Genomic DNA, 20,436 nt, shown 5'->3' on the forward strand with positions numbered 1-20,436 from the left:
TTGCGAAAGCAATCTCTTTTTGTTTATACTGTCTACTGAAAACCGTTTTACCAACTGCCGCCAGCGCCGCCACCAGAGAAACCTCCGCCGCCAAAACCACCACCGAATCCACCACCGCCAAAGCCGCCGCCAGAAGAACTTCCGCCGCCGAAACCGCCACGACCCAAACTGCTTAGGATGATGATGTCGCCTAAATCCGGTCCGGACATGCGACCGCCACTGCCTCCGCCGCCTTTGCTTTTGGATAGAATAATAATGATGATGATAAAGATGACAATAAAGAAAATGATTTTTCCAATGCTGGTGCCTTCCTGTTTGTCGGCGATGCGACTGCCTTTGTATTTGCCTTTCAGTACTTCGAAAATGGCATCGGAACCCTTGTCTAAACCGTTGTAATAGCTTCCGGCTTTGAATTCGGGAATAATGATGTTACGAATCAATTCTCCGTTAATTCCGGCGGTCAGTCGGTCCTCTACGCCATATCCGGGAGCAATCCATATTTTGCGATCGTTTTTAGAAAGTAAGATCAGAATACCATTGTCTTCCTTAGCCTGCCCGATACCCCATTGATGTGCCCATTTCGGAGTTAGGATACCGATGTCTTCCCCTTTTAAATCCTCTATGGTAATCACTACAATTTGCGTGGTTGTCGAATCGGAATAGCGAACCAGTTTCTCTTCCAGTTGTTTCTTTTCGGTTGTGCTTAGTAAATTAGCATAGTCGTAAACACTGGTTTGAAAACTAGGTTTCTCAGGAATGGTAAATTGTGCAAACCCCAATTGATGCAACAGTAAAAAGGTTACCGCAATCAGGATTTTTATCATTTTTAAAAGGAAGTTTGTCATTTATCCTTTGGATATTTCGTTAGATAATTCGTTGGTGTCGTCGCTTTCAAAAGGGAAATGTTTTTTCAGACGCTCACCTGCTCTTAAAATGCCTTCAACCATACCTTGTTTGAAGCGTTTGTTTTTGAAATGTTCGATGACGATGTCTTTGGTGCAATCCCAAAAATCAGCTTCTACGACTTTGTCAATACCTTGATCGCCAATAATCGCAAACGTGTGATCTTGAACACCTACGTAAAACAAAACACCGTTTCTTGCTTCCGTATTGTCCATGCCTAAAGCATGAAAAACCTCCTGAGCCCTTTCGAGCGGAGGTTTTTCAGTATGGGCTTCAATGTGGACTCTAATCTCGCCGGACGTATTTTTTTCGGCTACCGAAATTGCGTGCACAATTTCTTTTTCCTCTTCCGGGGTTAGAAAATCTTCAGTTAAAGACATTATTTTTTCTCTTCAGTTTTGTTGAAATCAAATTGTACATCAACCGGTTTTTCAGCACCAGCCACTGCATCGAAATACGCTTTTTCCGTAAATCCGAACATGCCTGCTAACAAGCTGTTAGGAAACGTTTTGATGTGCGTGTTGTATGGTTTTACCTGCTCGTTAAAACGGGTACGTGCTGTTAAGATCTGATTCTCCGTACTGGCCAATTCATCCTGTAATTTAAGGAAGTTTTCATTGGCTTTTAAATTCGGATATTGCTCCACAGTAACCAATAATCTTGATAAGGCAGAAGATACGCCGCCTTGCGCCTGATTGAACTGTGCCAATTGTTCCGGTGTAATATTGGTAGGATCAATTGTTACCTGAGTTGCTTTCGCGCGCGCCTCGATTACTGCGGTTAATGTTCCTTTTTCGAAATCGGCAGCCCCTTGAACGGTTTTAACCAAATTTCCGATAAGGTCATTTCTTCTTTGGTACGAAGTTTCTACATTACCCCAGGCTTCTTTGATACCTTCGCTCATTGTAACTGCGGTGTTGTTTACGCCTTTTGCCCAGCTGTATAACGCAAAAATTACTACTACAATTATACCTACGGGAATTAACCATTTTCTCATGTGTGTTTAGTTTTAAAGGTTATTTTATGTTTGTTATTAGTCGTTTATTTTGTGAATTGTTACTTACAACTCGTTTTTCATATTTGTCAATTGCACTTTGATAGCTTCTAATTTACGAATGATTTCGAATTTATCCAGCGTTTTTTTCTGGCCTTCTTTCAGATGTACTTTCGCACCGTCCAATGTAAAGCCGCGCTCTTTTACCAAATGGTAAATCAGTTGCAGGTTTTTTACATCTTCGGGTGTAAACATTCGGTTTCCTTTCGCGTTTTTCTTTGGTTTTAGAATGTCAAATTCCTTGTCCCAAAAACGAATTAAGGAAGTGTTTACGTCAAAAGCCTTGGCTAATTCGCCAATACTGTAATATCTTTTTTCAGGTAAGTCTAAATGCATTTCTGAATTATAAATTATAAATTATGAATGATGAGTGAGAAGCCAGCATCTATCTTCTTTCCTCTAATCCAGCGACTGATTCTCCTGGTTGGCAATTTGTGAAATTAAAACATATTCTTTGGCTGAAATCGAGCCGTAATAAAAATTCAACGGGTTCACCACTTTTCCGTTTTGGTACACTTCATAATGCAGGTGAGGTGCTTCACTACGTCCGGTACTGCCCACATAACCGATTATATCACCGCGTTTTACTCTTTGTCCCGGTCGTGCTTTGTATTTGCTCAAATGTGCATACAGGGTTTTGTAGCCATAGCCGTGACGAATTTCAATATGATTCCCATATCCGGAAAGTGAGGCATCCGCTCTTTCCACCACGCCGTCACCTGTCGCATAAATCGGTGTTCCGGTTCTGGCGGTAAAATCCATGCCTTTGTGAAACTTTCGTACTTTCGTAAACGGGTCACTGCGATATCCAAACCCGGAAGCCATCTGACGCAATTCCTCATTCTTAACCGGTTGAATCGCCGGAATCGCCGCCAACAACTTTTCTTTTCCTTTTGCCAATTTTACAATCTCGTCCAACGATTTCGACTGAAATGCCATCTGATTGGAAATCACATCCAAGCGTTTCGAGGTATTAATCACCAAATCCGAATTGTTAAATCCTTCCAATTGCTTGTAACGGTTTTTGGCTGGTTTTTCACCTTTTCGCAATTCTTCATCAGCAGGCGAGCTGTTGAAATACGCGCGGTAAACGTTGTTGTCCCTATCTTCCAAATCGCCCATCGTTTCGTTCAATACTTCAATCCGCTTGTTCAGAATGGCGTAATTGATTTTCATGTTGTCGATTTCCCGTGCCATCATCCGGTCTTTCGGCGTTTCAAAATACGAGGTGTTCAAAAGCACCACAAAACACAAAAAGCCAAACAGTGCCGAAGCCACCAAAAAAAGTGCAAAATAGCCGAACTTACGCCCTTTTTTCGGTTTAATTTTCCGATAGGCTAATTTTTCAGGATCGTAAATATATTTTACCTTCGACATGTTCTAAAATATACTATTTTTGCAGCTTGTAAAATGGTGTTGGTTAACCGGTTGTAGGGGTTATACGAACAAATTTAAAAAATGTTTCAAAGTAAAGTGCTTTTTGAAGCGAAACATTTGGCCTGTTTGGATACCTTTTTCCTGCCATCACTACTAGTCCCAATGAAAAATTGGGAGCTAACCGCTCTGTCAGGGCTAGGAGAGCAACCATTTTACTTTTTGGAATCAAATAAAAATACTGCGAATTAGACGTCGCAGCAAATAAATAAAAAATGAAATCACAAGACATTCGTAAGGCTTACCTTGATTTTTTTGAAAGCAAAGGACACTTAATCGTTCCTTCGGCGCCGATCGTTTTAAAAGACGATCCGACTTTGATGTTTAACAATTCCGGAATGGCTCAATTCAAAGAGTTTTTCTTAGGAAACGGAACACCAAAAAGCGCCCGTATTGCCGATACGCAAAAATGTCTTCGTGTATCCGGAAAACACAACGATTTGGAAGATGTAGGTTTTGATACCTACCACCACACCATGTTCGAAATGTTAGGAAACTGGTCGTTTGGTGATTACTTCAAAAAAGAAGCTCTGGCTTGGGCTTGGGAATTCTTAACAGAAGTGTTGAAGTTAGACAAAGACCGCTTGTACGTTTCCGTGTTTGAAGGCAATCCGGCAGAAAATGTACCGTTCGACCAAGAAGCATTCGACATTTGGAAACAATACGTTTCAGAAGACCGCATTATCTTAGGAAATAAAAAAGACAACTTCTGGGAAATGGGCGACCAAGGACCGTGTGGACCTTGTTCGGAAATCCATATCGATTTAAGAACCGATGCAGAAAGAGCAGCTGTTTCCGGCCGTGAGTTGGTAAACGCCGATCATCCGCAGGTAGTAGAAATCTGGAACAACGTATTTATGGAGTTCAACCGTAAAGCCGATGGTTCTTTAGAAAAATTACCGGCACAACACGTAGATACCGGAATGGGCTTCGAGCGTTTGTGTATGGCGATGCAAGGCGTAACCTCCAACTACGATACGGATGTGTTCACGCCACTTATCGAAAAAGTAGAACAAATCACAGGGAAAAAATATACCAACAACGAAATCAAAGAGATCAGCGACGAGCAAAACAAGACCAATATTGCGATTCGCGTAATTGTAGACCACGTTCGTGCGGTAGCGTTTGCTATTGCCGATGGTCAATTGCCGTCTAATGGTGGGGCAGGTTATGTAATCCGTAGAATTTTACGTCGTGCGATCCGTTACGGATTTACATTTTTAGGAACCAAAGAACCGTTCATCTATCAGTTGGTGGAGGTATTGAGCAATCAAATGGGGGCTTTCTTCCCGGAGATTACAGCACAGAAAAATCTGGTATCTAACGTGATCAAGGAAGAGGAAGCTTCTTTCTTAAGAACTTTGGATCAAGGATTACAGTTGTTGGAGAATGTGGTTGTTGAGACTAAAGGCGCTGAGGTATCTGGTGAAAAAGCATTCGAATTGTACGATACCTTCGGATTTCCAAAAGACTTGACGGCTTTGATCCTGAAAGAAAAAGGCATGTCGTTCAGCGAAAGCGAATTCGATAAATCTATGGCGGAGCAAAAAGCGCGTTCCCGTGCGGCTTCCGAAGTGTCAACCGAAGACTGGACTGTGTTGGTTCCTGGAAATGTGGAAACTTTCGTAGGCTATGACCAAACCGAGAATGAAGTAAAAATCACCCGTTTCCGTAAAGTGGATTCTAAAAAAGACGGAAAATTATACCAAATCGTTTTAGACAATACGCCGTTCTATCCGGAAGGTGGAGGTCAGGTAGGTGATAAAGGAACTTTGGTTTCGGCCAACGAGACAATCGAAATCATCGATACTAAAAAAGAAAACAACTTAATTCTGCATTTCGCAAAAAGCTTACCGGAAAATGTAAACGGAACTTTTCAGGCAAAAGTAAATACGGATTTAAGAAACCATACGGCGAGCAACCACTCGGCGACACACTTATTGCACCAAGCGTTGCGTTCGGTTTTAGGAACCCACGTGGAGCAAAAAGGATCGTTGGTGGCACCAAATTACCTGCGTTTCGACTTTTCGCATTTTGCAAAAGTGACGGAAGAGGAATTGAAACAGGTGGAAGATTTTGTAAACGCAAGAATCCAAGAGCAATTACCGCTTATCGAAAGAAGAAGTATTCCGTTTGCTCAGGCAATCGAAGAAGGCGCTATGGCGTTGTTCGGAGAAAAATACGGCGATAATGTGCGTGCAATTAAATTCGGAGAAAGCATGGAATTGTGTGGAGGCATCCACGTGAAAAATACAGGAGAGATCTGGCATTTCAAAATTACGAGTGAAGGTGCTGTTGCGGCGGGAATCCGTCGTATTGAGGCGATTACCAATGATGCCGTGAAACAATTCTTCGCGGCTCAGGAAAGCACACTGAAAGAGGTTAAAGAAACGTTGAAAAATCCACAAGATGTAATCAAATCGGTAGTTTCTTTACAGGATGAAAATGCCAAGTTGAAAAAACAGATCGAGCAGTTGTTAAAGGAAAAAGCGAAAAACCTAAAAGGCGAATTAGCTTCACAACTGCAAAACATCAACGGCATTGATTTCTTGGCGGTGCAAGTAGATTTAGACGCTAACGGTGCTAAAGATTTAGCGTATGAATTAGGTCAGAATAAAGATAACTTATTCTTATTATTAGCTACAGCAGCCGATGATAAACCAATGTTAACGTCCTATATTTCAAAAGAATTAGTGGAAAGCAAAGGTTTAAATGCCGGACAAGTCGTTCGTGAACTTGGAAAATACATCCAAGGTGGCGGAGGCGGACAGCCTTTCTTTGCAACAGCCGGAGGTAAAAATGTTGGTGGAATCAAAGAAGCACTTGAGAAAGCCGTTGAATTTGTAAAATAAATGTTTTTTAAAAACAGTTGTTTGAAGCTCAAATTATTGTCGATTTGAGCTTTTTTTTAACAAATAGTTATTATAAATATTTTTTTATAACAGTAGAATATTCTTTTTTTGTAAAAAATATTTTAAAAATATAGTTCCAATGAGAAAACTTATTTATGCTTTTAGTGCTCTGGCACTTTTGTTTGCTTCGTGTTCCAGTGATAGTGATAGTGGCAGTTCTTCTGATAATTCTTCCGGTAATTTACTGAAGAAAACAGTTACAGGTGCTTATGTAATGAATTTTAATTATAATGGAACTAAATTGGTTTCTGCAATAGATAATGATTCGGAAGAAGTAGATCTTTATTTTACGTATACAGGAGATAACATCACAAAGATTGAATATAAAACTAATGACGGAACTGTTGATCAAATAGATAATTATAACTATAATTCGGAAGGGAAATTAATATCTTATGTGAGATTGGATCCGGGAATGGATTGGGGAAATAAAGAAGTTTATACCTATAATGCAGACGGAACAGTATCTGTTGAACATTATATTGGAGACACTGTTGAGCAAACTCAACTGAACAATACGGGGAAAATTTTCTTTACAAATGGTGAAGTTACCAAAATAGAAGAATATGAAGGTGGTGTTACAACTTCAACAATTGTTTATACTCATGACTCAGCTAATGGAGCAATGAAAAATATTACCGGAATGGGTAAAATTGCTTTTGCTGGCGGTTATGCTGATTCCATTGCTCACAATATCCTTACTGAGGTTTCATCTGTGGAAGGTACAATTACAAATGTTTATACCTACAATTCAGCTAACTATCCAGTAATTTGTGTGACTACAGATATTGATGGAGAAGAAACGACACAATTTTTCTACGAATAATTTTTTTATACAAATATGTAAAACCCAAAATCACTCCGATTTTGGGTTTCTTTTTTTATGCGTATTTTTGAGAAAAAGTTACCGATGAAACTGCAAACAACCGTTCCGATTCCCAAAAGCAATTTTTCAATAGATTATAATTCTCAAATTTTGTCAATGGGGTCTTGTTTTGCAGAAAATATGGCGGAAAAATTCGAGTACTTCCGATTTCAAAACCTTGTAAATCCGTTTGGGATTATCTTCAATTCGGTTTCTCTTGAAAAACTTATCCGAAGAGCCGTTCATAAGGACTATTTTACCGAAACCGATGTTTTTTATCATAACGAGCGCTGGAACTGTTTTGAAGTGCATTCCGAATTAAGTAATTCTGATAAAGATGTTTTTCTTCATAATCTAAATCAAATCGTCAATACCACAAATCGTTGGATAAGTGAATCCAGTCATATTATTATCACCTTAGGAACGGCTTGGGTGTATCGAAATACTGAAAGTGGTGAAATTGTAGCCAATTGTCATAAAGTGTCCCAAAAACAGTTTTCAAAAGAATTGCTTTCTGCAGAAATAATGCAACAAAATCTGGAAGATATTATCGCGTTGGTCTTGGCTGTAAATCCTGCAGCCAAATTCATTCTGACGGTTTCTCCGGTACGTCACATCAAAGATGGTTTTTCGGAGAATAATGTAAGTAAAGCGCATCTTCTGTCGGCGGTTTATCATGTTGTTATGGCGCAGTGGGCAACAGTGGATTATTTCCCAAGTTATGAAATCATGATGGACGAATTACGCGATTATCGTTTTTATGCCGACGATATGCTGCATCCCAATTCTTTGGCAGTGACCTACATTTGGGAACGATTTTCTCAATCGCTTATTTCGGAAGATACCCTGGCTGTGATGGAGGAGGTAGATGCAGTACAAAAAGGTTTGTTGCATCGGCCGTTTAATCCAAATTCGGAGAGTTATCAGCTTTTTTTGCAAAATCTGAAAGAGAAAATGAACCGAATCATTTTGCACAATCCTTCAATTTCTTTTTAAAAATAAGGCAATTGCCGTATTGTTTTTCTAGATTGAAAAAATCTAGATTTGACGCAAATATTTAAGGCTAATGTTGTTTATTAAGAGGTTGAAAGCCAAAGTGTCAAAAAACAGAAGAATGAATATTGTGATAGCATTTATCATAGCTTTGGTTTTGTTCTGTCTGGTTTTGAATGTTTTTCACCTCTGCAACCGATAAAATCTACAAGAATCCCTATCGGACAAGTTGTTAATTTGGTAGGGATTTTTAGGTTTTCCCATTTCCTTATGCAGGAATTGTATTAACTTTAGCGAAATATCCTCTCATGGTTTTACGAATCCGGTTGTTATTTACATTCTTGTTTCTTGCAGTAGTGCAGTTTTCCGATGCCAAAAATCCTTCCCGGAAAGAGATCGATTCTATTAATAATCTACCGTTTGATTACAAAATTGCCAATACTTCAAAAGTAATACGGCTCACCTTGTCTAATGTTGAAAATGCAGCCCGGATAAAGTATAAAAAAGGGATGGCAGAAGCATATTCCAGTCTCGGTTTACTGTACTATTATCAGGGGAAATACGATAGAAACACATTTTGCATGTTAAAAGCCATGCGCCTTTTTGAAAAAGAAAATGACATGCCGGCTTTAATCAGAATATATGGGGAATATGGCTATCAGTTGAAACGAAGAAATATGGAACAAGCTTCGTTTTATATGAATAAGGCGATGAAGTTAGGAAAGTTGCATCTGAAGGAGGCGAAACTTAATGCGATTTACGACAATTATGGTGTGTTAAAAGAAATGCAGCATGATTTGGATAGTGCCTTGTTTTTCTATAATAAAGCTCTTAAACTGAAAGAAGTTGCTAAAGATTCTTTCGCCATTCCGTACAGTCTTAACAAAATTGCGATGGTACGCATCATGCAGAAAAAGTTTTCGGAGGCCAAAATGCTTTTGGATAAATCATATGCGATGCGGGTAAGGCTTAACGATAAAGTAGGTATTGCGGAAAACCTTAATTTTTATGGTCATTATTTTAAAAGTTTAGGGGATAAGCAGCAAGCTATAAAATGTTTTACCGAAGCACTTGAATTAAGTGAAAAACATCAATACAACCATCTTACGCAGGAAAACTATCAGATGCTCTCTGAAATCTACGAGGAAAACAAAGCGTTTGAAAACGCATTGCAATTTTTCAAAAACGGCACACGCTATAAAGACAGTATTCAGGATATAGCAATGCAAACCCGTCAGGCGGAATTGGATATCGAATACGATACTGAAAGGAAAGAAAAAGAAATCCTGATCCAGAAGGCAGGGCTGGCTGAAAAAAACCTTTGGCTTTTGGGAATTGGTTCCTTATTAGTTTTTTCAATTTTATTAGGTTCCCTGGTGTATAGCAGACAGAGAGGTAAGAATAAGCAATTACTTCGGGAAAAAGAATTAAAAGAAGCACTTCAACAAATCGAAATACAGCATAAGCTACAAGAACAGCGACTTGCAATTTCAAGAGATTTGCATGACAATATCGGGGCTCAGCTTACATTTGTGATATCTTCGGTGGATAATCTTAAATATGGTTTTTCGATTGAAAATGAAAAGCTGAAAGACAGGCTTTCCGATATTAGCGGTTTTACCAAAAACACAATTGGAGAGTTGCGGGATACCATCTGGGCGATGAATAAAAATGAAATTTCCTTTTCGGATTTGAAAACCAGAATTGCTAACTTTATAGGGAATGCGAAAATATCGGCTCACGGTGCTGAATTTGAATTCCGGACTGATACATCGGTTTCAGATACCGTGACGTTTTCATCTCTTAAAGGGATTAATCTGTATAGGGTTATTCAGGAAGCGGTTAATAACAGTATAAAATATGCTGAAGCAACGCGAATTGATGTGTGTCTTACAGAAGAATATAGCCGGTTTGCCATAATCATTTCAGATAACGGTAACGGTTTCGATGTTAAAAATGCTGCACCGGGTAACGGACTTGAAAATATGAGAAAGCGGATTGAAGAGATTGGAGGTCAAATTTTCATAACATCAGAAATCAACAAAGGAACTATAGTTAAAGTACAGTTTTCGTAAAGTATGGGAGCAAAAATCAGAATTGCTATTGCAGATGACAATGCGTTTTTAATCAAAACCGTTTTTGAAAAACTGTCTTTTTTTGAAGATATGGATCCTCGTTTTTTTGTCTATGACGGTAAAGCGTTACTGGAAAAAATGATGGAAAATAACAGGGTAGATGTGGTGCTTATGGATATCGAAATGCCGGTTATGAACGGAATCGAAGCTACGGAAATACTCAAGAAAAAATACCCTCATGTGAAAGTAATCATGCTGACGGTCTTTGATAACGACGAAAATATATTCAGAGCTATAAAAGCAGGTGCAGACGGTTATCTGCTGAAAGAAATTGATGCAAAGGAACTTCATGACGGAATTCTCGAAACCGTTAACGGAGGTGCGGCAATGACCCCTTCCATTGCTGTAAAGACTTTGCGTTTGCTTCGTAATCCCATTGAAATTAAAGATGCAAATGAGCAGGAAAATGTGAAGCTGTCCGAGAGGGAAATTGAGGTGCTTGAACAGTTGAGCAAAGGATTGAGTTATACTTTTATAGCTGAAAATCTGATTTTATCGCCGAGCACGGTTCGAAAACACATAGAGAATATTTACCGGAAATTGCAGGTACATTCCAAAATAGAAGCTATTCAAAAAGCAAAAGACAACAATTGGATTTAAGTTTTCCCTATCTTCGTAAGTAAATTCATTGGTATGGCTACACGCAGAAATTCAACCACCGAAACCGCAATTAAAAATATGCTGATTCCCTTGGTTCAGGCTATTGGACGTTCCGGGAAGTTACTTTATTTGATTCTTTTCATAATCATTGGAGTTGTGGCGTATAAATATTTTACTTCCGATAAAGCGACAACTACAACGGAGTACAATTCGGATTTGATTCAGGAGAAAATCAAGAATGTGGGGAAACTGGTGGTAACCGAAGGACATTTTGCTCAGGTGATGACCTATAAAGACCAACAGAGATACTTAATGGATTTGCTTTCTTTTGAGAAAAAAGCGTTAATCATTATCAATGCCGATGTGACGGTTGCCTACGATTTGCGGCAAGTGAAATACGATATCGATGAGAAAAACAAAACGATAACGATTGTCAGTATTCCTAAAGAAGAAATTAAAATCAGTCCCGATATTCAGTTTTACGATGTGGAACAGAGTAGGATGAACCCTTTTACCGGTGATGATTACAATAAAATCAATAAAAAAGTAAAAGCCGATTTGGCTGCCAAAATCGAAAAATCATCTCTAAAATCGAATGCTCAAAACCGATTACTGAGTGAGTTAGCGAAAATCCTGATTCTGACCAATTCGATGGGTTGGAAGCTTGAATACAAAAGTCAAGTGATTGAAAATGAAAAACAAATGGTTGAAACCATTAAGCTGTAAAAAAAATCCCAAGAGAATTCTTGGGATTTTTTGTTTTTGTAAAATGGAAAATTATAGTTTGTTTTGAAGGCTTTCCCAGCCACCGCCATTAATCACATCGATGCCGTTTTGTTTCAGGATAGTGGCTGCTTGACCGCTGCGCATTCCGGAACGGCAACATACAATAACCGGTTTGTTCAATTTTTTAATTTCAGAAACCTTTGTCGCGATAGTATCCAATGGTATGTTTTTAGCGCCTTTAATGTGTCCGGCAGCAAATTCTCCTGTTGTCCGAACATCAATTATAACCGCTTCTTTAGCAACGTATTCAGAAATGTTTTCCGATTTGCTGCTCAATCCTAATATTTCTAATAATCCCATGATTTGTTTTTTTTTGACAAAGGTAATCCGCTGCGAACGAACGAACTGTAACCTATGTTACGCTGTTGTTTTGTCAAAAATCAAATCCAAGCCGTTAGCGATCAAATGAGCTACTTCCGGGCGGGAAATTTTTACGTTTTCCAGATGGTTTAAAACTTTATCGATTAAATCGGTATTGTTTTCTTTTTGTGCTAGCTCCGCGATTTCTACGGAAAGTAACCAATCATTATGATGGTTGGCAGAAACAGCTGCAAAGGCTTCTTTCAGTGTGATTTCAGCATGTATTCCTTCGCGTATATTACGAACGTTTTTATACAGGTTTTCCAACTCTTCGCGTTCTGTTGATTTTTTCTGTTTGATCGTTTTGGATGAAGGAACGTGGCTAATCATGTCAAAGCTGTTTACATCGGCAGGTCCTGAAAAAGCAGAAATTACTTTTTTGCCAACAGCCATATCGTAAGTACCCCATTCCGGTTGGAAAAGAACTGTGTCTTTGTGTTTTACCGTACAGTTTTTGAAACTGATGATGATAATTTCCCCTCGAAGGTTTCTTGATCCGGTGATGATTTCTCCCGTAACCGTGATATCGCCTTCAAATTCTAATGTAACCTGTTCGCCTTCGTAAATGTCGTACGCGCGCAAGTCACGCGGGCTCATGTCTTCAATGGCTAGGTTGATGCCTTTCAGTTTTCCGATTGGCGAACCAAAGCCCTCTGCGTGGTAATTTGTGCCATGACCTACGAGCTCTTTTTCTCTGTAGGACAATGCTGTTTTTCCTGTGGTCTGAATATAAACCGGTTTCCCTTCATGGTCAATTACATTGGTAAAAACTCCTGAAATCTGAACGCCGGTACTTAATTCGATGGTACCAAGTGCTTTCGATTTGATTAATTTTTGAACACCGCTTAAACCACCCGTTCTTAACGCCATTTTATTGGCAAACTCTTCCAGTACTTGGTTTAAATGTGCGAAATCAGGTGTTACGAATAATTGCGGTTGCGGTTTTGTAATATCAAAACTCTGATTGGCCGCGGAAATGTCGTAAGGTGATTTTTTGACATTTTCTGTCATGCACCAAGCGCTTTCTCCGATGGAGGAAAGTAAGCCAGCGCCGTAAATTTTAGGGTTTTGTATGGTGCCGATTAAGCCATATTCCACAGTCCACCAATGTAAATTACGGATTTGTGCCATTTCGGAAAGTTCTCCTAAATTGTTTTGCAAGTCGTCTACATGTTTTTCTGCGGCTTCAATTTCGGCTTCTGGTGTGCCTTCAGCCTCTTTTAAAATCGATAACAAACGAATGGCTTCATACATTTCATAATCGTGAGCCGATGAAATCGCTTTACAGCCTATTTCTCCGAAACGACGAAGGTATTCCGCATATTCCGGGTTGGCAATAATTGGGGCGTGACCGGCTCCTTCATGAATGATGTCCGGTGCAGGGGTGTATTCAATATGTTCCAACTGACGAATGTCTGATGCAATCACCAACACATTATACGCCTGGAATTCCATAAAAGCATTTGGTGGAATAAAACCGTCTACCGCTACTGCCGCCCAACCTATTTCTTTCAGGATGCGGTTCATGCCATACATGTTTGGGATGCTTTCGATGTCAATTCCAGTCTGACGTAAACCGTCTAAATAGGAGCTATGGGCAACTTTTCCGAGATAGTCTACATTTTTACGCATTACATAACGCCAAACTGCTTGGTTGATAGGCGTGTATTCCTCGTAATCCTGCGGTTTGATGAATTGTTTCAGATGCTTTGGTAATCTTTCGATTAATGGGTTGGTCTCGTAAGTTGTATTCATAATGTGGTGTGTTGTATTTGGGCGTAAAGTTATGAAATGTTTAAGGAGATTACAACGATTTTAGCATTGCCGCAACAAGTCTATCGTACCCAAATTAAAACATTTCTTCCCTTACTGTAGCTGTGATTCCAGCTGTTGTTTTTTATATTGCCTGTTTTTTAATACGTTTAAATAGCGCAAAGCCAGTTTGTCGCCATAATCACTATAGGATTTGGAAGCCCAGTTTACGGCTGCTTCTAAATTTCCGTTAATTTCATTGATAATCGCCATATTGTAGCAGGCTCTACCCGCAATTTCAGGATCGGAATTGTTGATTTCTTTTTCCCAAAGTTCTGCGGCACCATCCCAATTCCCGGTTTGAGCCCTGCGTTTTCCAATTTCAAAATTCGAAGTGCCTTTTACATAATAATCTCTGGAAACGCGTATTTTATAAGGTAAGGTCTTTAAAGCATAATCAGAGCCGAGATGGTTGCTGAGTTGAAGCACGTTTTGTTTTCTGCCTAAGACCGCTTCGACCGCCGTAACAGGGTTGATGCCTTTTCCTACTGATGTTGTTACGTTGTTGTTGGCTTGCTCGTCTACTATATTTCGGTTACGGACATCGTAAATACGCCATCCGTTTTTAATTAGTGTGGAAACCGTTGCCTGATGTTCAATAACCGGTATTTTGATGCCTAAAACGTTTGCTTTTTCCACCGTTGCAGTTTTATAGGCCACTTTGGTGTCGGTGTCATAAAAAGACAGTTCGAACAAATAATCCACTTGGTTTTGTCGGGATACTTTTTCGACAGTTTCCCAAGACAAAGGAGCAGGGAATACACTTAAACCAACTGATTTAAGGTCGCTCTCGTCGATGAGTTTAACGGCATTGAATCCGTTGTTTTTGGTTAATTCGTTTTGTAATCCGAGAACCGATTCGTTCGCGCCGTCTTTGTCGAAGTCTTTTCCTTCCGCAGATAAGATTTTGTCGATAGCGTCGAAGACTTCGTTTTGTTTGGCGGGCAACGAGCGATTAAGTATTCCCACAGATTTTCCTTTTGATTCCAGATGAATAGGGGCCGGTTCCGTAACACTCATTGTTAACGAATTGGTGGAGCTGCACGAAAAAAGCAGTCCGGAGGCTAAAAGTGATGCGAATATCTTACAGTAGTTTTTTATCATGATTATCAGCATTTTGATTATTTTTCAAATGTAAACTTTTTGCGAAATAATCAAAACAAAAAATCAATTCGTTATGTTAAAGGTTTCTGGTTGGCGTTTCGGAAATACTCAATTTTGTAGTTAAACATCTCGGCCATTTTTCCGGCCCGCCATTTGGCTTCGTCTGCAATTGGTCCTGAAAATTGATCGTCTATGTTTTGATTGAAAATTTCAATCCAGCGGTCAAAATGTTCTTTGTTAATGGGTAGTTGGGCATGCGGTGGAAACGGACTGCCGGAGTAGGCATGAACATCTAGTAAAACCGTCTGCCAAAAACCGTACATTTTTTCAAGATGTTCCGGCCAACGATCCTGAATTTTTTCGTTGAAGATAGACCCGATAAATGCGTCGTCTCTTACCTTATCGTAAAAGGAATTAACCATTTGTTTGATATCGTTCAGATTTTGAATGTCTGTCATTGGGAATTTGTTTGAGGTAAAAGTATATTAATTTTACCGTTGAAAATATGATAAATGTTATGTTTTCTTCTGAAAAAGCATTGCTTGTCAAGGTCGTCAGGAACTCGCATTTTGATTCTATCGGAAGAAAATTGTTTTTGAAGTGGACTTCAATTAAAAAAGACTGTCAAAACCGACAGTCTTTTGTGTTTATTTTTTATCCGGAGGGAATTGTGCTAAAATTTTAGAAACAAACTCTTGAATGCGTTCTTCTTTTTTAGTGCGTTCTTCAGTGAGGTAGCCGCTGCCTTTTCCCTGCCAGATGAGCTCTTTTTTCTTAGCATCGATTAAATCGATATACAGTGTGCCTTCTGTTGAGGTGGAAACATAGGTTCGTCCTCCCCACATATAAGGATTCCAACCCCAGCCCCAACCGTATCCCCAACCGGCATTGTATTGGTCTACATCCACACGTTCTCTTTCTTTGGTGAAAATGTTAACCAATAAATCGGGAGTGTCGCTTTTGGTGTAGCCTTTTTTGTTCATTTCTGCATCGATGGCACGCAAAATGCGTTTTTTGTCCAGATCAGAAATTTCGACTTTATCGACACCGCTTTTTTGAAAAGCATAGGTTTTATAATGACTGAAGTCGACAGTGTTGTCAAAATCAGAATAAACTCTTACCGTGCTGCAAGCACTTAAAAGGAAGAGCAATGTCAACGAAAGCAGTTTTAGTGTCTTCATATACTTTAGTTTTTAAGTTTAAAGTCCAGAAGTTTAAAGTTGTTCCGTCTACCTGAGTATAAAACCTAAACTTCTAACTATAATAACGAATCATCCACTAAATTAGGGATGGTTACTTTTAATAACGGTTGTGCTTCCATAGCACGTTTTATGGCGAACATGGCCCCTTCGTTTCTGGCCCAGCTTCTTCTGGAAATTCCGTTGTTTACATCCCAGAAAAGCATTGATTCTAAGCGTCTTGAGGCTTCTTTACTACCATCAAGAACCATACCAAAGCCACCGTTGATTACTTCGCCCCAGCCAACGCCGCCTCCGTTGTGAATGGACACCCAAGTTGCGCCTCGGAAACTGTCTCCGATTACGTTGTGGATGGCCATATCAGCAGTAAAACGAGAGCCGTCGTATATGTTGGATGTTTCGCGGTAAGGGGAGTCGGTACCGGATACATCGTGATGGTCACGTCCTAAAACTACGTAGCCGATTTCGCCTTTTGCAATGGCTTGGTTGAATGCTTCGGCGATTTTGGTTCTTCCTTCTGCATCGGCATATAAGATTCGGGCTTGAGAGCCTACTACCAATTTATTTTCCTGTGCGCCTTTGATCCATTGGATGTTGTCGGCCATTTGCTGCTGGATTTCAGAAGGCGAATTTTTCATCATTTCTTCTAAAACATCACAAGCAATTTTGTCAGTTTTTACCAAATCTTCCGGTTTTCCGGAGCAGCATACCCAACGGAACGGCCCAAAACCATAGTCGAAACACATAGGGCCCATAATATCCTGAACGTAAGAAGGGTATTTGAATTCTCTTCCTAAAGTTGGATTTTCGGCCATTACATCGGCTCCGGCACGGGAAGCTTCCAATAGAAATGCATTTCCGTAATCGAAAAAGTAAGTGCCTTTGGCAGTATGTTTGTTGATGGCTGCGGCATGACGACGCAATGTTCTTTGTACTTCAATTTTGAATTGTTCCGGGTTGTTGGCCATCATCTCGTTAGCATCTTCAAAAGAGATGTCAACCGGATAATAACCGCCGGCCCAAGGATTATGTAACGAAGTTTGGTCGGAACCTAAATCGATGTGAAGGTTTTCCTGATCGAATTTTTCCCAAACCTCTACGATATTTCCTAAGTAAGCAATGGAAACGATTTCTTTAGCAGCCTGAGCTTTGCGCACGCGAGCTACCAATTCGTCCAAATCTTCAATAACTTCATGGATCCAGCCTTGTTCGTGACGGATTCTGGTAATTTTTGGATTCACTTCGGCACAAACCGTAACGCAACCCGCAATGGTTCCTGCTTTGGGTTGTGCGCCACTCATTCCTCCAAGTCCTGATGTTACGAACAAGTTTCCGCTTGGGTTCTTTTCGATTTTTCTAAAACCGTTCAATACTGTGATGGTTGTTCCGTGTACGATTCCTTGTGGGCCGATGTACATATAACTTCCTGCAGTCATTTGTCCGTACTGGGTTACGCCTAAAGCGTTGAATTTTTCCCAATCGTCTGGTTTGGAATAGTTCGGGATCATCATTCCGTTGGTTACGACTACTCTTGGCGCGTCTTTGTGCGAAGGGAACAGTCCCATTGGATGGCCGGAATACATGACAAGGGTTTGTTCCTCGGTCATTTCGGCCAAGTATTTCATGGTTAAGCGGTATTGTGCCCAGTTGCTGAAAACGCCTCCGTTTCCACCATAGGTAATTAATTCATGCGGATGTTGTGCCACGGCATAATCCAAGTTGTTTTGGATCATCAGCATGATGGCTTTTGCCTGTTCTGATTTTCCGGGATATTCGGAAATTGGGCGGGCTTTCATTTCATAATCCGGACGTAAGCGGTACATGTAAATACGGCCGTATTTTTCTAATTCTTCTTTGAATTCAGGGATTAACTCGGCATGGTGTTTTGGTTCGAAATAACGTAAGGCGTTGGTAATGGCCAGTTTTTTCTCTTCGTCGGTTAATATTTCTTTACGCTTTGGTGCGTGGTTGATGCTTGCTTCGTAAGCTTTTGGTTGTGGTAAAACGGATGGAATCCCTTCCAGTATTTGTTCTTGAAAAGTCATTTTTTTTGAGTTACTGAGTTGCGGAGTTGCAAAAGCGTTGATTTTTTTTAGACACTGAAGCATTCCGAACTACGGTTTGTATATAGGTTTACTGATGATTTTTTCAGTGAAACCTAGGGATAACGAATGTCCGACCGATGGTAGGACTTGTGGATTTTGACTCTGTATTTTTGAAAATGGATGTCCATTTTTTAGCTGTGTTTTTTTTTAAAAAGTCAGGGCCGCGTTAGGGATAGCAGCAAAGTACCATGTACTTGCGAATAGCCCGACCCGCAGGGGAACGCCCAACTATTTTTTAGTAATTTCTCCTGTTTTTTTGTCAAAGCCATACGGGCAATGACGGCAGCCGCTTTTGCAGCAATACCCGCGTTTTAAATGGTACGTTTCGGTAAAACATTTGTAACCTTCGGGTGTATAATAAAAATCTTCCCCTTCTTTTAAATTATTAGGGTCTAATGTGTTATTCATAGCCACAAATTTAGGAACTTTACACGTAATGATTGTACTTGTATTAAAATTTTTAACGCCAAGAGGCTTTCGGGGAATAACGCTCTTTCCTTTTATCGTCTTAACCCATGAGGAGGATAGGAGGAATGTAGTTGTGATGAATCACGAAAGGATACATATTCGGCAACAGTTGGAGCTTTTGGTAGTACCCTTTTTTGTTTGGTATGGGCTTGAGTTTTTACTGCGATGGGCCCAGTTTAAGAACCGTTACACAGCGTATCGGAATATCAGTTTTGAGCGAGAAGCCTACGCTAACGAAAAAGACCCCGGCTATTTAAGGCAGAGGTCTTTTTGGAAGTTTTTGAGTTTTTTATAGCTATTTTTTTTCTAAAGCTGAAAGTCTTTTTTCTAGGGCTTCTATTGTAGCTTGTTGTTCCTGTACTGCTTTGATAAGTACCGGTACTAAGTTTACATAAGAAACGCGTATTTTTTCTAATTGTACTTTTTCGAATTCACCTTTTTCGTTTTTCTTCATGTCCTCTGTTTTAGAGGCTTCCGGAACGAATTGGTTTACTTCCTGAGCGATTAAACCAATTTTTTTGTCTTGGAATGGATCATCTTTAAGTTTGTATGAAATTGTGCTTAGTTTCATGATTTCTTTAAGACCGTATTTCATCGGAGTAATGTCTTTCTTTGCTCTGATGTCTGATACGTTCCAAAAATCATCAGCATAAACGTCATCCCAGCTAATTGCAAAACCTAAATCGTACGTTACATTTACATTTGGTGAAAAGCTGTCGCTTACAAATAATTCCGCTTCTCCGTCTACTAAATATTCAATAGACCCTAATCCCATAGTGGTTCCTCTTGATAAACCGTTGTCAAAGTCTGCAACGTAATCAATCGTAGTGCTGTAATTGGATGGATTTGGTGATAAGTTTGTGGTATTGAATGAAAGGCCGTTTTGTGATAATGTCCCTGTCGATCCAAAGATTACGGCATCACTGCTCGCGTCTGAAAAAAGTGCATATTGTGTGTTGTCACCTTCAATTCTGAAGTCAAAGTTACCTTGTGAATCGTTAACAACGGCTTCTGTAGTATTCATTTTCATTTTTTCACTACCTCCTGTTGTAAAAGCTAGGACGTCTGTACCGCCTTGGTATACACCAGTGTTGTCGTCTCCAAACCATGAAAAGGCTGGAGCTGTTGCAGTTCCTGCAGTATACGATTGAATTTGACCGGTTGTATTGGAAATGTTTAAGCGATTGTTTCCGTTTGTTTTAAATCGTAAATCCTGTGCGTCTGTGGTTCCTATGAAATTAGTTCCCGCAGCTGTTCCGGCGTTACCCGTCGTTGTCCAATCGGTGTTGCCGCCAGTTGCTAGTCTAACCCATAAAGTGCCATTCCAGTAGTAGAAACCTGGCGTTACTTGGTTTGGTCCTACAGCAGAAGTATTTGTGTTGTATACAATTTCCGATGTTGTAGGCGTAATTACAGTGGCCACATTTGTAGCGGACAGAGAAATACGCGGAATTAACAAACCGTCATTTGTAGAGGTAATATCCAGTGATGCTTGTGGCGTAGTGGTACTGATTCCGACTTGTGCATTAGCCGATAAGCTAAAAGCAATTAGGGAAATAAATAATACATTTAGGGTAGAAAGTTTCATTTCAGTTAGTTTTATAGCGCGCGAAAGTATAGTTTAACTTTCGGGCTCACTAAAAATATCGATAAAAGTGCATAAAATATCGATAAAATACACAAATGTAAGTTTATTCTTTGTTTTT

19 protein-coding genes are annotated in these 20,436 nt (G+C 39.8%); 6 read left to right on the forward strand and 13 right to left on the reverse strand.

The genetic code is table 11. The features are described from left to right. Nucleotides 1–47 precede the first annotated feature (47 nt). From ABGT15_RS01595 to ABGT15_RS01615, 5 genes are all read right to left on the reverse strand, one after another. Nucleotides 48–845: a TPM domain-containing protein gene (locus tag ABGT15_RS01595; protein WP_437125348.1), complete on the reverse strand. Its 798-nt coding sequence runs from the start codon at nt 843–845 to the stop codon at nt 48–50. Beyond that, complete coding sequence (locus ABGT15_RS01600) at nt 846–1,283, reverse strand: TPM domain-containing protein (RefSeq protein ID WP_367229661.1); 438 nt, start codon at nt 1,281–1,283, stop codon at nt 846–848. Beyond that, a complete protein-coding gene (locus tag ABGT15_RS01605; RefSeq protein WP_367229662.1) occupies nt 1,283–1,900 on the reverse strand; it encodes a LemA family protein in 618 nt (205 codons plus the stop codon). The genes ABGT15_RS01600 and ABGT15_RS01605 overlap by 1 nt, the downstream gene beginning before the upstream one ends. Before the next feature lie 63 nt (nt 1,901–1,963). Further along, entirely contained in the window at nt 1,964–2,293 is a 330-nt protein-coding gene (locus tag ABGT15_RS01610) for a MerR family transcriptional regulator (RefSeq protein WP_367229663.1), read from the reverse strand. A 63-nt stretch (nt 2,294–2,356) separates the two neighbouring features. Further along, a complete protein-coding gene (locus ABGT15_RS01615) occupies nt 2,357–3,334 on the reverse strand; it encodes a M23 family metallopeptidase (protein WP_367229664.1) in 978 nt (325 codons plus the stop codon). Nucleotides 3,335–3,606: 272 nt separating this feature from the next. Between ABGT15_RS01615 and alaS the strand changes: the two genes are divergently transcribed. The 6 genes from alaS (at nt 3,607) to ABGT15_RS01645 (ending at nt 11,622) form a co-directional block, all read left to right on the forward strand. After that, a complete protein-coding gene (gene alaS, locus ABGT15_RS01620; protein WP_367229665.1) occupies nt 3,607–6,243 on the forward strand; it encodes an alanine--tRNA ligase in 2,637 nt (878 codons plus the stop codon). 139 nt (nt 6,244–6,382) lie between these two features. Next, the gene (locus ABGT15_RS01625; RefSeq protein ID WP_367229666.1) at nt 6,383–7,129 is read left to right on the forward strand and encodes a hypothetical protein; all 747 of its coding nucleotides are present in this window, start codon (nt 6,383–6,385) and stop codon (nt 7,127–7,129) included. Nucleotides 7,130–7,213: 84 nt separating this feature from the next. Continuing rightward, nucleotides 7,214–8,164, forward strand: a complete 951-nt coding sequence (locus ABGT15_RS01630; protein ID WP_367229667.1) for a GSCFA domain-containing protein — start codon at nt 7,214–7,216, stop codon at nt 8,162–8,164. A gap of 305 nt (nt 8,165–8,469) precedes the next feature. Continuing rightward, the gene (locus ABGT15_RS01635) at nt 8,470–10,236 is read left to right on the forward strand and encodes a tetratricopeptide repeat-containing sensor histidine kinase (protein WP_367229668.1); all 1,767 of its coding nucleotides are present in this window, start codon (nt 8,470–8,472) and stop codon (nt 10,234–10,236) included. Between the two features lie 3 nt (nt 10,237–10,239). Then, nucleotides 10,240–10,896 (forward strand): response regulator, encoded by a 657-nt coding sequence (locus ABGT15_RS01640; RefSeq protein ID WP_367229669.1) that lies wholly within the window; start codon nt 10,240–10,242, stop codon nt 10,894–10,896. A gap of 78 nt (nt 10,897–10,974) precedes the next feature. Further along, nucleotides 10,975–11,622: a DUF4230 domain-containing protein gene (locus ABGT15_RS01645; RefSeq protein WP_367229877.1), complete on the forward strand. Its 648-nt coding sequence runs from the start codon at nt 10,975–10,977 to the stop codon at nt 11,620–11,622. 51 nt (nt 11,623–11,673) lie between these two features. Here ABGT15_RS01645 and ABGT15_RS01650 read toward each other — a convergent pair whose 3' ends face one another. From ABGT15_RS01650 to ABGT15_RS01685, 8 genes are all read right to left on the reverse strand, one after another. Further along, on the reverse strand, nt 11,674–11,982 hold the full coding sequence (locus ABGT15_RS01650) for a rhodanese-like domain-containing protein (RefSeq protein ID WP_367229670.1): 309 nt from the start codon (nt 11,980–11,982) through the stop codon (nt 11,674–11,676). A gap of 57 nt (nt 11,983–12,039) precedes the next feature. Then, entirely contained in the window at nt 12,040–13,797 is a 1,758-nt protein-coding gene (locus ABGT15_RS01655) for an aromatic amino acid hydroxylase (RefSeq protein WP_367229671.1), read from the reverse strand. 111 nt (nt 13,798–13,908) lie between these two features. Next, nucleotides 13,909–14,958 (reverse strand): DUF6340 family protein, encoded by a 1,050-nt coding sequence (locus tag ABGT15_RS01660; RefSeq protein ID WP_367229672.1) that lies wholly within the window; start codon nt 14,956–14,958, stop codon nt 13,909–13,911. 71 nt (nt 14,959–15,029) lie between these two features. After that, a complete protein-coding gene (locus ABGT15_RS01665) occupies nt 15,030–15,416 on the reverse strand; it encodes a group III truncated hemoglobin (protein WP_367229673.1) in 387 nt (128 codons plus the stop codon). Nucleotides 15,417–15,605: 189 nt separating this feature from the next. Next, nucleotides 15,606–16,139, reverse strand: a complete 534-nt coding sequence (locus tag ABGT15_RS01670; protein WP_367229674.1) for a DUF4136 domain-containing protein — start codon at nt 16,137–16,139, stop codon at nt 15,606–15,608. A gap of 77 nt (nt 16,140–16,216) precedes the next feature. Beyond that, nucleotides 16,217–18,202 (reverse strand): urocanate hydratase, encoded by a 1,986-nt coding sequence (locus tag ABGT15_RS01675; protein WP_367229675.1) that lies wholly within the window; start codon nt 18,200–18,202, stop codon nt 16,217–16,219. A gap of 288 nt (nt 18,203–18,490) precedes the next feature. Beyond that, on the reverse strand, nt 18,491–18,670 hold the full coding sequence (locus ABGT15_RS01680; protein WP_367229676.1) for a DUF5522 domain-containing protein: 180 nt from the start codon (nt 18,668–18,670) through the stop codon (nt 18,491–18,493). A 355-nt stretch (nt 18,671–19,025) separates the two neighbouring features. Then, nucleotides 19,026–20,318 carry a tail fiber domain-containing protein gene (locus ABGT15_RS01685; RefSeq protein ID WP_367229677.1) on the reverse strand — a complete coding sequence of 431 codons (1,293 nt, stop codon included), beginning with the start codon at nt 20,316–20,318 and terminating at the stop codon, nt 19,026–19,028. Between the last annotated feature and the right edge of the window lie 118 nt (nt 20,319–20,436).

The organism is Flavobacterium enshiense, from assembly GCF_040750275.1.
GTDB classification, from domain to species: Bacteria; Bacteroidota; Bacteroidia; order Flavobacteriales; family Flavobacteriaceae; genus Flavobacterium; species Flavobacterium enshiense_B.

What these genes read in the sequence shown, in the direction of transcription:
- ABGT15_RS01595 (WP_437125348.1), bottom strand. Translation starts at nt 845, where the DNA reads ATGACAAACTTCCTTTTAAAAATGATAAAAATCCTGATTGCGGTAACC.
- ABGT15_RS01600 (WP_367229661.1), bottom strand. Translation starts at nt 1,283, where the DNA reads ATGTCTTTAACTGAAGATTTTCTAACCCCGGAAGAGGAAAAAGAAATT.
- ABGT15_RS01605 (WP_367229662.1), bottom strand. Translation starts at nt 1,900, where the DNA reads ATGAGAAAATGGTTAATTCCCGTAGGTATAATTGTAGTAGTAATTTTT.
- ABGT15_RS01610 (WP_367229663.1), bottom strand. Translation starts at nt 2,293, where the DNA reads ATGCATTTAGACTTACCTGAAAAAAGATATTACAGTATTGGCGAATTA.
- ABGT15_RS01615 (WP_367229664.1), bottom strand. Translation starts at nt 3,334, where the DNA reads ATGTCGAAGGTAAAATATATTTACGATCCTGAAAAATTAGCCTATCGG.
- alaS (WP_367229665.1), top strand. Translation starts at nt 3,607, where the DNA reads ATGAAATCACAAGACATTCGTAAGGCTTACCTTGATTTTTTTGAAAGC.
- ABGT15_RS01625 (WP_367229666.1), top strand. Translation starts at nt 6,383, where the DNA reads ATGAGAAAACTTATTTATGCTTTTAGTGCTCTGGCACTTTTGTTTGCT.
- ABGT15_RS01630 (WP_367229667.1), top strand. Translation starts at nt 7,214, where the DNA reads ATGAAACTGCAAACAACCGTTCCGATTCCCAAAAGCAATTTTTCAATA.
- ABGT15_RS01635 (WP_367229668.1), top strand. Translation starts at nt 8,470, where the DNA reads ATGGTTTTACGAATCCGGTTGTTATTTACATTCTTGTTTCTTGCAGTA.
- ABGT15_RS01640 (WP_367229669.1), top strand. Translation starts at nt 10,240, where the DNA reads ATGGGAGCAAAAATCAGAATTGCTATTGCAGATGACAATGCGTTTTTA.
- ABGT15_RS01645 (WP_367229877.1), top strand. Translation starts at nt 10,975, where the DNA reads ATGCTGATTCCCTTGGTTCAGGCTATTGGACGTTCCGGGAAGTTACTT.
- ABGT15_RS01650 (WP_367229670.1), bottom strand. Translation starts at nt 11,982, where the DNA reads ATGGGATTATTAGAAATATTAGGATTGAGCAGCAAATCGGAAAACATT.
- ABGT15_RS01655 (WP_367229671.1), bottom strand. Translation starts at nt 13,797, where the DNA reads ATGAATACAACTTACGAGACCAACCCATTAATCGAAAGATTACCAAAG.
- ABGT15_RS01660 (WP_367229672.1), bottom strand. Translation starts at nt 14,958, where the DNA reads ATGATAAAAAACTACTGTAAGATATTCGCATCACTTTTAGCCTCCGGA.
- ABGT15_RS01665 (WP_367229673.1), bottom strand. Translation starts at nt 15,416, where the DNA reads ATGACAGACATTCAAAATCTGAACGATATCAAACAAATGGTTAATTCC.
- ABGT15_RS01670 (WP_367229674.1), bottom strand. Translation starts at nt 16,139, where the DNA reads ATGAAGACACTAAAACTGCTTTCGTTGACATTGCTCTTCCTTTTAAGT.
- ABGT15_RS01675 (WP_367229675.1), bottom strand. Translation starts at nt 18,202, where the DNA reads ATGACTTTTCAAGAACAAATACTGGAAGGGATTCCATCCGTTTTACCA.
- ABGT15_RS01680 (WP_367229676.1), bottom strand. Translation starts at nt 18,670, where the DNA reads ATGAATAACACATTAGACCCTAATAATTTAAAAGAAGGGGAAGATTTT.
- ABGT15_RS01685 (WP_367229677.1), bottom strand. Translation starts at nt 20,318, where the DNA reads ATGAAACTTTCTACCCTAAATGTATTATTTATTTCCCTAATTGCTTTT.